We start from the raw sequence: 11,909 nt of genomic DNA on the forward strand, positions 1-11,909 counted from the left end.
TCCGAGCAACATCGCCAGTCACCGAAGGAACCGTCATGTCCGCACCCATCAAGCCTCTCACCCAGAACTTTGCCGTCGCCCCGCAACTGGGTCCCGACGACATGGCCGACGTGGCCGCCGCCGGCTACAAGAGCGTCATCATCAACCGCCCCGATTTCGAGGGCGGTCCTGACCAGCCCACCGCCGCCGACGTGTCGCGCGCCGCGCAGGAAGCCGGTCTGCAGATCGAATACCAGCCCGTCGTGGGAAGCGCCATGACGGCCGCCGACGTCGCGCGCTTTGCGGAACTGCTGCGCACCCTGCCGGGCCCGGTCCTGGCATACTGCCGCACCGGCACCCGCTGCACGAACCTGTTCGCGGCTGCCCAGCAGTTGGGATAAACCCGGCCTTGACCCTCGTCAAGGCCGCCGGTTCGACGGATGTGGACCCGGCGGCTTTCCGGTAGCATAAAGATTCCTTTAAAACAGGAGCAGGCAAGATGTTCAAGAAGATCCTGATTCCCACCGACGGTTCTCCGCTCTCGGCGCAAGCCGCCAACGCAGGTATCTGCTTCGCGCGCTCGGTTGGCGCCGAAGTCGTCGCCCTCTACGTGACGCAGCCGTTCGCGGCCACCATCGGTTTTGACGGCATGGCCGCAGCCTATGCCATCACCGACGAAGACTACGAAAAGGCCTCCGCCGAGCAAGCCGACAAGTACCTCAAGCAGATCATCGACCGCGCCGACACTGCCGGCGTCAAAGCCGATGCGCGCGCGGTGTCCAACTTCAACGTCGCCGACGGCATCGTTCAGGCCGCCACCGACGCCGGCTGCGACCTGATCTTCATCGGCAGCCACGGCCGCAGCGGCCTGTCGCGCCTGCTGCTGGGCAGCGTCACCGCCAAGGTGCTGTCGCTGGCCACCACCGCCGTGCTGGTGTATCGCGTCAAGGAAGACAAGAAGTAATTGCGCGCCAAAGTGGTGCGCACCGCGCGCCGCCGCATGCGCCACGGCCCCTCCGTCGGAGGGGCTTTTTTATGCGCCGCGCATGCGCTTATACGTTGGTATGGCGGGGGCAAACTCATTGCCCTCGCAAAGACCCTTCGGAAGGCCGATTCACGCTTGTATCTTGCCGCACGGCGCGTAATATTTACGCATCTTCATCCAACCGTAGGAAGAGGCCATGACCCGCAAGACGCGCATCGAGCTTTATCGCAATATCGGCATCAGCGCCCATATTGATGCAGGCAAAACGACCACCACCGAGCGCATCCTCTTCTACACCGGCATCACCCACAAGATCGGCGAAGTCCATGACGGCGCCGCGGTGATGGACTGGATGGAACAAGAGCAGGAACGCGGCATCACCATCACGTCGGCCGCCACCACCGCCTTCTGGAAAGGCATGGCGGGCAACTACCCCGAACACCGCATCAACATCATCGACACGCCGGGCCACGTCGACTTCACCATCGAAGTCGAACGTTCCATGCGCGTGCTCGACGGCGCCGTCATGGTCTATGACGCCGTGGGCGGCGTGCAGCCGCAGTCCGAGACCGTCTGGCGCCAAGCCAACAAGTACCGGGTGCCGCGCCTGGCCTTCGTCAACAAGATGGACCGCGTGGGCGCGGACTTCCTGCGCGTGCAGCGCCAGATCGCCGAGCGCCTGAAGGGCGACGCCGTGCCCATCCAGCTGCCGATCGGCGCCGAAGACCACTTCGAAGGCGTGATCGACCTCGTCAAGATGAAAGGCATCATCTGGGACGACGCCAGCCAGGGCGTGAAATTTCAGTACGTGGACATTCCCGCAGCCATGCAGGACGAGGCGCAGAAGTGGCACGACAAGATGGTGGAAAAGGCCGCCGAGGCCAATGAAACCCTGCTCGAAAAATACCTGTCCGGCGAAGCCCTGACCGAAGCGGAAATCAAGGAAGGCCTGCGCGCCCGCACGATCGCCAACGAGATCGTGCCGATGCTGTGCGGCAGCGCGTTCAAGAACAAGGGCGTGCAGGCGATGCTGGATGCAGTCATCGACTACATGCCGTCGCCGGTGGACGTGCCCGCCATCAAGGGCCACGACCAGCGCGACAACGAAATCGAGCGCCACCCGACCGACAACGAGCCGTTCTCCGCGCTCGCCTTCAAGATCATGACCGATCCGTTCGTGGGGCAGCTCGTGTTCTTCCGCGTGTATTCCGGCGTGGTGAAATCCGGCGACTCGGTCTACAACCCGATCAAGGAAAAGAAGGAACGCCTGGGCCGCATCCTGCAGATGCATGCCAACGAGCGCCGCGAAATCACCGAAGTCTACGCGGGCGACATCGCCGCGGCCGTGGGCATCAAGGACGTCACCACCGGCGACACGCTGACCGATCCGTCGCACATCATCATCCTTGAACGCATGGTCTTTCCCGAGCCCGTCATCTCGCAGGCCGTGGAACCCAAGACCAAGGCCGACCAGGAAAAGATGGGCATCGCGCTGGGCCGCCTGGCGCAGGAAGACCCGTCGTTCCGCGTGCGCACCGACGAAGAGTCCGGGCAGACCATCATCTCCGGCATGGGCGAGCTGCACCTGGAGATCCTGGTCGACCGTATGAAGCGTGAATTCAACGTGGAAGCCACGGTGGGCAAGCCGCAGGTGGCGTACCGCGAGACCATCCGCAAGGCCTGCAACGAGGTCGAGGGCAAATTCGTCAAGCAATCGGGCGGCCGCGGGCAATATGGCCACGTAGTGCTCAAGCTTGAACCGCAGGAAGCGGGCAAGGGCTACGAGTTCGTCGACGCCATCAAGGGCGGCGTCGTGCCGCGCGAGTTCATTCCGGCAGTGGACAAGGGCATCCGCGAAGCGCTCAACGCCGGCGTGCTGGCGGGGTACCCGGTTGTGGACGTGAAGGCGACGCTGTTCTTCGGCTCGTACCACGACGTCGACTCGAACGAAAACGCGTTCAAGATGGCCGGTTCGATGGCATTCAAGGAAGGCATGCGGCGCGCCGATCCGGTGCTGCTGGAACCCATGATGCAGGTCGAGGTCGAGACGCCCGAGGACTTCACCGGCAATGTCATGGGTGACCTGTCGTCGCGCCGGGGCATGGTGCAGGGCATGGAAGACATCGCGGGCGGCGGCGGCAAGGTCGTACGCGCCGAAGTGCCGCTGGCCGAGATGTTCGGCTATTCGACGTCGCTGCGGTCGCTGACGCAGGGCCGCGCGACGTACACGATGGAGTTCAAGCACTACGCCGAAGCGCCGCGTCAGGTGGCGCAGGAAATCATGGCGGCGCAGGGCGCGGGCCGCTGATTTCCCTGCGGCTGGTTTTCCGGCCGCAGCGTTTCAGGCAACAGCGTTTCAGGCGGCGGCCGCGGCCGTCGCCGGGCGCAGCCGCGACGCGGCCAGCTTCACGCCCAGCAGGATCATCGCAAAGCCGTATGCATGAAAGAGCTGCGGCGCCTCGCCCAGCAGCGGCCATGCCAGCAGCGCGGCGTAGACCGGCACCAGAAACATCGACAGGCCCGCGGTCGCGGGGCCGGCCACGCTGATTAGCCGGCCGTACACGTAATAGGCTCCCAGGCTAGGCACCACTGCCAGAAACAGCAGCACCGCCGCCAGGCGCGGGTCCGTCCAGGCAGGCGCCATGCCGGCGGCCGCTTCAATGCCCGCGAACGGCGCCAGCGCCAGCGCGCCACCCAGCATCATGGTCGCCAGCCGCGCGCTGTCGGGCACCGCCGGCAGGGTCAGACGCTTTTGCAGCACCGTGTAGAACGCCCACCCGGTGGCCGCCAGCAGCACCCACAAGTCGCCTTGTCCGAACGCCAACCGGGCCAGCACATTGGCGTCACCGCGTGTCAGCACCACCAGCACACCGCCCAGCGCCAGCGCAAGGCCGGCCGCGCGCGGCGCGGATAGCGGCTTGCGCCAGATCACGGCTTCCAGCAGCGTCACCAGCAGCGGGCTGCACGAAAAGATCAGCGCGATATTGGTGGCGCTGGTGGTCTGCGCGCCGATGTACTGCGGCGCCACCGCCACGCCCATGCCCAGCACTGCCAAGGGCAACAGCGCCGGCAAGCCGCGCCACAGCGCCCGGCGATGCGTGCGCAGCGCGGGGAGGGCGAACGGCAAGAGGATCAGAAGGGCAATCAGCCAGCGGCCGAACGCGAGGAAAACGGGGGGAAGGTTGGCGTCGTGGGCCCAGCGGGCCGCGACCATGTTTGAAGCGAATAGCGCCGGAGCGCTGAAGAGCATGACGGCGCCGGACAGGCCGAGACCGGGTTTTGCGGGTGCTGCTGTGTTGGGCATGATTTCCGGCCGCGCGGATCGGCGCGCGGGCTTGCTGCGTGGGAACCGCCGGCGCACCCGCCGGGTTGTGCCACAGCGAAAGCGCCGAATCGGGGCGTGCGGGATAGGTGCGCGCCTTGGGGAAAGTCTACGTGCCCACGCGCAAAATAGGTTTCCTGATTCCCGCCTGTTTGCGGCAATCTGAAGAATCTTCTTTCTGTAAAATCCGCCTTCGCAGGGATTCTGTCTTCACATATCGCCCACGATGCCCACATTGCCCAAACTCGATGAAACCGACCGCAAGATCCTCCGCGCGCTGCGCGTGGACGGTCGGCTGACCAATCTGAAGCTGGCCGACATGGTCGGCCTGTCGCCGACGCCGTGCTGGAACCGGGTCAAGGCTTTGGAAGAGGCGGGCGTGATCGAAGGCTATGCGGCCTTGCTGAACCAGAAGGCGCTCGGGCTGCCGGACACGGTAATGATCGAAGTCACGCTGGAGCACCACGACGACGACACGCTGGCGCGCTTTGGCGAAGAGATCAGCCGCCTGCCCGAAGTGGTCGAGGCGTTCCTGGTGACGGGCGAATACGACTACCTCATCAAGGTCGCCGTGGCGGGCACGGAGGGCTACGAGGAATTCCTGCGCAAGCGCCTGTACAAGCTGCGCGGTGTGCGGCACAGCCGCTCCACCTTTGTGCTGCGCCGCCTGAAGCACACGCCGTCGGTCGAACCCTGAAGGGTGCGTCCGTTATCCGCCGAGGAATTCCTGAATGGCGCCATTGAAGGCGCGCGGATTGCCCAGGTTCATGCCGTGCGATGAGCCCACGATATCCAGGCGCTGGGCTTGCGGCAGCCACTGCGCCAGCGCATCCAGCACGGCCGGATAGGGCGCCGGACTGAGCGCGCCGCCGATCAGCAGCACCGGCATGGTCAGGCTGCCGATCTGCGCGGGCGTCAAGGCGTCGGGCTGCTCGTCCACTTGCGCGAAAAGCGTGCCCACGTTGTCGCGCACCATCTCCTTGAACCACGGCACCATGCGCTGCCACGTGTCGGGTCCGGTCACGGTGTCCACGAACAGGGCCAGCCCTTCTTCGACGTCGCCCTGCCGGATGAGCGTCAGGGCGCGCTGGCGAAAGCCGCCGCGTTCATCCTTGCAGCCCGGCAGCGACAGGCCGGGGTCCGCAAGAGTAAGACTGCGCAGCGAGTCGGGCTGGCGCAGGGCGGCTTCCAGCGCGACGCGCCCGCCGCGCGAATGGCCTACCAGATGGGCCGGGCCGCCGGCCACCGTGTCGATGAATTCCAGCACGTCGCTGGCATGCTGCTCGACCGAAAATCCACCGCCTTCGCCGTCCCAGGTCTCCGGCCAATACCGGCGCAGGCACACGGCCAGCACCCGGAAAGAACGCCCCAGCGGCGCCATTTGCGACTTCCAGTAGCGGGCGTCGGACAGCGAGCCATGCACCAGCACCAGCGGCGTGCCGCTGCCGTACTCGGTGTAGGACATGGCGTAACCGCCGATGGACGCGGTTTGCAGGGGCAGAACGGGTTCGGAACGCATGTGGATCGGGAGGTGAAGCCAGGCACGCATTCTAGCCCGGCATCGCGTCGCAGCGGGCGTGCCGGACGCTGATACACTCGTCTGCGGCGCGCCGGCGGGAGTCCGCCCGCGCGCCTGTTTCTTGAACGGAGTTTTCAACGATGTCGCCAGAATCCATCGCCGCCTTGCCGGAATCCGCCCAGCGCGTTGCGCGCCTGCTGGTGGACATGGGGCACGACAAACCCGTGGTGGTGCTGCCCCAGTCGGGCAAGACCTCGGCGGAAGCGGCTGCGGGCCTGGGCTGCGAAGTCGCCCAGATCGCCAAGTCCATCATCTTTCGCCGCGCCACCGACGACGCACCGGTGCTCGTCATCGCCAGCGGCGCCAATCGCGTGGACGAAGCCAAGGTCGCGGCGCAGGTCGGCCCGCTGGCCAAGGCCGATGCGCGTTTTGTGCGCGACATGACCGGCTACGCCATCGGCGGCGTCTGCCCGATCGGCCACGCGGTCAAGCCCGTGATGCTGCTGGACGCGGATCTCTTCAATTACGAAAGCCTGTGGGCCGCCGCCGGCCACCCGCACACCGTGTTCAACCTGACGCCGGCCCAGCTGGCGGACATGACCGGCGCGCCGGTTGCGGACGTGGCGCTGCGAGCCTGAAGGCCCCGGTTTGATCTTTGGGTCTGGGATTCGGATTCGAGCACAGGGCCGGAGACCCCGGCCTGCGCTGCGGCACTGCGCTGCGGCCCGCCCCGGTCAGCCGGGGTGCGCCTGAAGCCCGTCGATCAGCACCTGCCGCCGCCCCTGCGAGCACGATTCCACCCGCCCATGCACCCCATAAACGGCGGCCAGCGAATCCGGCGTGATGACGTCCGCCGGCGCTCCCGCGGCGTGCAGACGCCCCTCGTGAATCATCACTGCCTGATCCGCGTGCTGCAGGGCCACGTTCAAGTCGTGCAAGACGATCAGGCTGATCAGGCCATGCTCTCGCGTTTCTTGCCGCAGCAGCCGCATGACGTGGAACTGATAGTTCAAATCGAGGGCCGATAGCGGCTCGTCCAGCAGCAGCACGCGCGGATGGCGGATCAACGCCTGCGCCAGGCCCACCAGTTGCTTTTGTCCGCCGGAAAGGGCGTCCAGATAGTGCAACGCCAGATGTGCAATACCCAGCCGCGCCAGCAGTTGGTCGATGGCCTGCAGATCAACGGGCCCCGCCGCGGCGTCGCTGGCGCGCGCCGCGACCAGTACCGATTCGAACACGCGCAGGTGAACCGCCGCGGGCAGGCTCTGCGGCAGATACACCACGTGGCGCGCGCGCTCGCCGTGGTCCAGCCGGGTCAGGTCCAGCCCGTCCAGCGCCGCGTTGCCCGTCCGGGGCCGCACCAGACCCGCCAGAGCCTTGAGCAACGTCGACTTGCCGCTGCCGTTGGGTCCCAGCAGCGCCGTCACCTTGCCCGCCGCCAGCGGGGGGATCGACAGGTCGTGCAGGACGTCTTCGCGCCCGTAGCCCACCGTCAGCGCTTGCACCGTCAGTCCGGAAGATTGGGTCGTGTGTGCCGGTGTTGTCATGGCAATTGGCGGCGCAGCACGACGGACACGAAGAAGGGGATGCCGACCAACGCGGTCACGATCCCCACGGGCACCACCACGCCGGGCATCAGATTCTTGGACGCAATGGACGCCATCGACAGGATCACGGCGCCCACCAGCGCGCTGCCCGGCAGATAAAAGCGGTGGTCTTCGCCGAACAGCCGCCGCGCAATGTGCGGCGCGACCAGCCCGATGAAACCGATGGTTCCCACGAATGCCACGGCCAGCGCGGACAGCAGGCTCACGCGCGCCAACGCCGACACGCGCACGCGGCGCACGTCCACACCGAAGCTCGCGGCGCGATCCTCGCCCAGCCGCAACGCGGTCAGCTTCCACGATTGCCGCATGGCCAGCGGCAGCGCCACCGCAAACGCCAGCGCCAGCACGCCCACAGTCGTCCAGCTTGAACGCGCCAGACTGCCCATCGTCCAGAACACCAGGTTCTGCAAGGCTTCGGCGCTGGCCGTGAACTGCACCAGCGACACCAGCGCATTGAAGGTGAACACCATGGCGATGCCGAACAGCACGACGCCAGAGGTGTTGATGCCGCCCCAACGGGCCACGGCATCGAGCAGCAGCGCGGCCAGCAGGGCAAACAGGAAAGCGTTGGCGGCGATCAGCCAGCCGGCCGGAATGCCGGGCAATCCGAACTGAAGCACGATCGCCAGCGACGCCCCAAAGGCGGCCGCCGACGACACGCCCAGGGTGAACGGGCTGGCGAGCGGGTTGTTCAGAATGGTCTGCATCTCGGCGCCGGCCAAGCCGAGCGCCATGCCCACCAGCGCGGCCATCAGCGCGGACGGCAGGCGGATGTCCCAGACGATCACGCGATAGGTCGGGTCGGCGTCGCCGGGCGCGGCCAGCGTCTGCCAGAGCGCGCGCCAGGGCAGGCCGGACGGGCCCACGGTGAAGTCGATCAGCAGCGCAAACAGAATCGCCGCCAGCAGCAGGGCGATGAGCCCCGCCCGGCGGCGAAGAATGTGGCGGTAAGCGCCTGCCGCGCTTGCGGCGTGCCGCATTACTGCAGCAGTTGCAGCCGGCTCTTGGCCGTGGTGGCGGCCGGCGTGGTCGGGTAGTCGCGAACAATGCGCTGCAAGGTGGTCTTGGCGCCGGCGCGGTTGTTCAGTTCGATCTGGCTGCCGGCGATGATCAGCAGCGCGTCGGGCGCACGGGCGTTATCCGGCGACTTCTGGACCATGGCGTTCAGTTGCTCGATGGTGCCCTTGAAGTCCTTCAGCGCATAGCGGCTGCTGCCCTGGTAGAACTGGGCGCTGGGCGCGAGCTGGCTGTTGGGATAAAGCGCGGTGAAGGCGGCCAGCGATTCGGCCGCTTCCTTGTATTGGCCCTTGCGGAACAGATCCATCGCGCCGTCATAGGCGGTCTGTTCCTGGGGATCGCCGGCGGAGGCGCCCGGGGGATTGGCGCTGCCCGGGGCGGTGCCCGGCTTGGCGCTCGGTTGCTGGCGCGATACCAGTTCAAGCTGGTCGCGCAGTTGGGCGATTTCCTGCTGCAACGACTGGATCTGGTCGGCCAGTTGCAGCTTGGCGCGTTGGCTTTGCTCGTTCTGCTGCTGCACCTGCTGGCGCAAATCCAGGATGGCCTTGCGGGCTTCATCGTCGGAAAAAGCGTGAGCGGGGGCCGTGAGGGCGGCAAGCGCCAGGCCAGTGGCCACAATCAGGGGACGCAGGGACAGAACGTAATCGCGCATGAATATTCCCGGGTATAAAAACAAACGTCGGGACGGCCGGCTGGCCGTCCCGACGCGAGGTAGGGCTCCAGACTAAGCGAAAATCTTAGCGCAGATAGTTGATATCGGCGCGGCGGTTTTCAGCAAAGTCGGCTTCAGTCGTACCCGTCGAGCGCGGCTTTTCCTTGCCGAAGCTGATGGTTTCGATCTGGTTGTCGCTGACGCCCAGCAGGGTCATCATGCGACGCACGGCGTCGGCACGACGCTGGCCGAGGGCCAGGTTGTACTCAGCACCGCCGCGTTCGTCGGTGTTGCCTTCGATCTTGATCTTTTGCTGTTGGTGCGAAGCCAGATACTTGGCATGGGTTTCGACCAGGCCACGGTATTGGTCCGACACGGTGTAGCTGTCGAAATCAAAGTACACCGAGCGCTGTTGCGCCAGGATGCTTTGGGGGTTGAAAGGATCAAGGATTTGGCCAGAGGCCGAAGATCCTTGGCCAGCGCCTCCACCCTGACCCGCTTTATCGTCGAGAGGGACGGAGCTGCAAGCTGCCAGGGCGGCAGCCAGAGCGGCGATGGTTAGGCTTTTGGCAATGCGCGACTTCATGATAGTTCCTTTGCAAAGAGAGTCACACGTGTTATCGGGTAATGAATGGGCCCCAAGTCGGTTCACGTATTTCCCCGTTCAGTACCGAAAGCGTTTGTCGCACGCGTCCATCGCTTGACACACCTGCCAGCACGCTACGGCCATTCTGGATGGCGGCGTAGAGCACTTGCATTCCGTTGGGCGCAAAGCTGGGCGACTGATCGTCACGACCATCAGTCAGCAAGGCTTCGGCACCAGTGGACAAGTTCAGAGATGCGATTCGAAACGCGCCGTCTCGTCTTGCAACGTACAGCAGCGTCGATCCATCGGGGGAAATTCGGGGTGAGATGTTGTAACCACCATTAAACGTGAGACGGCGTGCTTCGCCGCCTGTCGAGCCGGTCTGATAGATTTGCGGCCCGCCGCTGCGGTCACTCGTAAAGATAATGGAAGCGCCGTCGGGCGTAAAGCTCGGCTCGGTGTCAATCCCGGGAGAACGCGTAACTCGGCTCGGATTCGAGCCATCGGCCGCATTAACGACGTAAATTTGCGACAAACCGTCACGCGTCAAGGCGACAGCCAGCTTGCTGCCATCAGGCGACCAACCGGGGGCGCTGTTGTTGCCCTTGAAGTTGGCGACCGGTGCGCGGGCGCTGGTGGCCAGCGTGTGCACGTAGACGACGGGTTTGCCGGACTCGAAGCTCACGTAGGCGAGCTTGGCGCCATCGGGCGACCAGGACGGCGAAATGATCGGCTCGCGCGAGCGCAGGGCAACCTGCGGATTCTGGCCGTCGGCGTCAGCCACCTGCAGTTCGTAGGTGGAACCCTTCTTCAGCACGTAAGCGATACGGGTCGAGAACACGCCGCGAACGCCGGTGATCTTTTCGTAGATACGGTCGGCGATCTGGTGGGCCACACGGCGCAGTTCCTGCTCGGTGCCCGAGAAGGCCACGCCGTCCAGCTGCGACTTCTTGACCGTGTCGGCCAGGCGGTAGCGCACGTCGTAGCGGCCATCGGCGCCGCGGGTAATGCTGCCGTAGGCGATGAAGTCGGCGCCCTTGCCGCGCCAGTCGTCGTGGGCGATCGGGGAGTCGACGTTCAGGCCGGAGCCGGCCGCGTTGATCAGGCGGAACTGGCCGGTGCGGGTAAGGTCGGCGCGGATGACTTCGGCCAGCGCGCGGCCGTGGGTATCGTCAACGGCGAAGTCGGCGATGGCCACGGGGTATTGCGTGGCGCCGGTGCCGGAGATATCGACACGCAATTGTGCGTGGGCGGGCTTCATGGCCATCAGGCAGGCAAGCGCCACCATCAGCAGTCCGATTCCATACGCTCTCCAGAGCGCGAGAGTGGGTACTCGTCGACTATAAGCGGGAGTCATGTTCGTCAATCTCCTGTCAGTCATACATTCTGTAGACAACGTCAATAATGGGTTCGTAGCGGCCCGTCGAGGGCTTCGGGAACGGGTTGCAACGGCGGATGCCCGTCTCGACCGCGCGGTCGAAGCCGGAGTTGCCAGAAGAACTGGTCAACGTAACGCCATTCACCTTCCCGTCAGAACCTAACTGTACCCGGTATTGGGCGGTCGGATTTCCCGAGCCGCTGCGGGGCGGGGGCGGATACGCCACCCCGGGTTGCACGCAGGCGCGGACCTTGGCGCCGTAGCCGCTGTCGCGTCCGCCGCCCGCCTGATTGCGGTCGGCGGTGCCGCCCGGAATGCCGGCGGCGCCCAGGGCGTCGTTGCGGAACGCGTCTTTCAGCGCCTTGTCGGCGGCGGCCTTTTTGGCGGCGGCAGCCTTCTCGGCAGCCGCCTTTTCGGCCGCTGCTTTCTCAGCCGCAGCCTTTTCGGCAGCGGCCTTTTCCGCGGCAGCCTTTTCAGCAGCCGCCTTCTTGGCGGCTTCTTCCTTGGCCTTCTTCTCGGCAGTCGCCTTTTCAGCAGCGGCCTTCTCGGCTGCGGCCTTTTCAGCGGCGGCCTTCTCGGCGGCGGCTTTCTCCGCAGCCGCCTTCTGGGCGGCAGCCTTTTCAGCCGCGGCCTTTTCGGCAGCCGCCTTTTCGGCGGCCTGGCGTTCCTGTTCCAGGCGCTTCTTTTCCTTCAGTTCGGCCTGCTTGCGCTCTTCCTCGAGACGCGCCTTTTCCTTGGCGGCCTCGGCGGCTTCGCGCGCTTTCTCTTCCTGCTCGCGCTTTTTCTTGGCTTCCTGGATGGCGATCTCGGGATCGACTTCCTCGGTCTTGGCCTGAACCTGCGGTTCGGGCTCGGGCTGTCTCT

The 11,909-nt window shown here is 65.6% G+C and carries 13 protein-coding genes; 5 read left to right on the forward strand and 8 right to left on the reverse strand.

Going from position 1 to position 11,909, the window contains the following annotated elements:
- Window positions 1-35: 35 nt before the first annotated feature.
- From MHZ91_RS14895 to fusA, 3 genes are all read left to right on the forward strand, one after another.
- Window positions 36-380 carry a TIGR01244 family sulfur transferase gene (locus MHZ91_RS14895; protein ID WP_062838528.1) on the forward strand — a complete coding sequence of 115 codons (345 nt, stop codon included), beginning with the start codon at window positions 36-38 and terminating at the stop codon, window positions 378-380.
- Window positions 381-478: 98 nt separating this feature from the next.
- Window positions 479-943 carry a universal stress protein gene (locus tag MHZ91_RS14900; protein WP_175125369.1) on the forward strand — a complete coding sequence of 155 codons (465 nt, stop codon included), beginning with the start codon at window positions 479-481 and terminating at the stop codon, window positions 941-943.
- A 217-nt stretch (window positions 944-1,160) separates the two neighbouring features.
- Complete coding sequence (fusA, locus tag MHZ91_RS14905) at window positions 1,161-3,272, forward strand: elongation factor G (RefSeq protein WP_175139067.1); 2,112 nt, start codon at window positions 1,161-1,163, stop codon at window positions 3,270-3,272.
- Window positions 3,273-3,320: 48 nt separating this feature from the next.
- On the opposite strand, the gene MHZ91_RS14910 is transcribed toward fusA, so the two are convergent.
- Window positions 3,321-4,214: a DMT family transporter gene (locus MHZ91_RS14910; RefSeq protein WP_218343228.1), complete on the reverse strand. Its 894-nt coding sequence runs from the start codon at window positions 4,212-4,214 to the stop codon at window positions 3,321-3,323.
- 298 nt (window positions 4,215-4,512) lie between these two features.
- On the opposite strand from MHZ91_RS14910, the gene MHZ91_RS14915 reads away from it, so the two are divergent.
- Window positions 4,513-4,983, forward strand: coding sequence for an Lrp/AsnC family transcriptional regulator (locus MHZ91_RS14915; protein WP_239214318.1), 471 nt, complete (start codon window positions 4,513-4,515; stop codon window positions 4,981-4,983).
- Window positions 4,984-4,995: 12 nt separating this feature from the next.
- On the opposite strand, the gene MHZ91_RS14920 is transcribed toward MHZ91_RS14915, so the two are convergent.
- Window positions 4,996-5,805, reverse strand: coding sequence for an alpha/beta fold hydrolase (locus tag MHZ91_RS14920; protein WP_175125363.1), 810 nt, complete (start codon window positions 5,803-5,805; stop codon window positions 4,996-4,998).
- A gap of 140 nt (window positions 5,806-5,945) precedes the next feature.
- Between MHZ91_RS14920 and MHZ91_RS14925 the strand changes: the two genes are divergently transcribed.
- Window positions 5,946-6,443, forward strand: coding sequence for a YbaK/EbsC family protein (locus MHZ91_RS14925; protein WP_175125361.1), 498 nt, complete (start codon window positions 5,946-5,948; stop codon window positions 6,441-6,443).
- A gap of 96 nt (window positions 6,444-6,539) precedes the next feature.
- On the opposite strand, the gene MHZ91_RS14930 is transcribed toward MHZ91_RS14925, so the two are convergent.
- From MHZ91_RS14930 to tolA, 6 genes are all read right to left on the reverse strand, one after another.
- Window positions 6,540-7,352 carry an ABC transporter ATP-binding protein gene (locus MHZ91_RS14930; protein WP_239214319.1) on the reverse strand — a complete coding sequence of 271 codons (813 nt, stop codon included), beginning with the start codon at window positions 7,350-7,352 and terminating at the stop codon, window positions 6,540-6,542.
- Window positions 7,349-8,392: an iron ABC transporter permease gene (locus MHZ91_RS14935; RefSeq protein WP_239214320.1), complete on the reverse strand. Its 1,044-nt coding sequence runs from the start codon at window positions 8,390-8,392 to the stop codon at window positions 7,349-7,351. The genes MHZ91_RS14930 and MHZ91_RS14935 overlap by 4 nt, the downstream gene beginning before the upstream one ends.
- A complete protein-coding gene (ybgF, locus tag MHZ91_RS14940) occupies window positions 8,392-9,081 on the reverse strand; it encodes a tol-pal system protein YbgF (RefSeq protein WP_056564227.1) in 690 nt (229 codons plus the stop codon). The genes MHZ91_RS14935 and ybgF overlap by 1 nt, the downstream gene beginning before the upstream one ends.
- Window positions 9,082-9,166: 85 nt before the next feature.
- Entirely contained in the window at window positions 9,167-9,667 is a 501-nt protein-coding gene (gene pal / locus MHZ91_RS14945; RefSeq protein WP_056564223.1) for a peptidoglycan-associated lipoprotein Pal, read from the reverse strand.
- 31 nt (window positions 9,668-9,698) lie between these two features.
- On the reverse strand, window positions 9,699-11,024 hold the full coding sequence (tolB, locus tag MHZ91_RS14950; protein ID WP_175186389.1) for a Tol-Pal system beta propeller repeat protein TolB: 1,326 nt from the start codon (window positions 11,022-11,024) through the stop codon (window positions 9,699-9,701).
- Between the two features lie 16 nt (window positions 11,025-11,040).
- On the reverse strand, window positions 11,041-11,909 hold an 869-nt coding region (gene tolA / locus MHZ91_RS14955; RefSeq protein ID WP_239214321.1), incomplete at its 5' end, for a cell envelope integrity protein TolA.

The sequence above is a fragment of the Achromobacter sp. ACRQX genome (genome assembly GCF_022346505.1).
Classification (GTDB): domain Bacteria; phylum Pseudomonadota; class Gammaproteobacteria; order Burkholderiales; family Burkholderiaceae_B; genus Achromobacter; species Achromobacter animicus.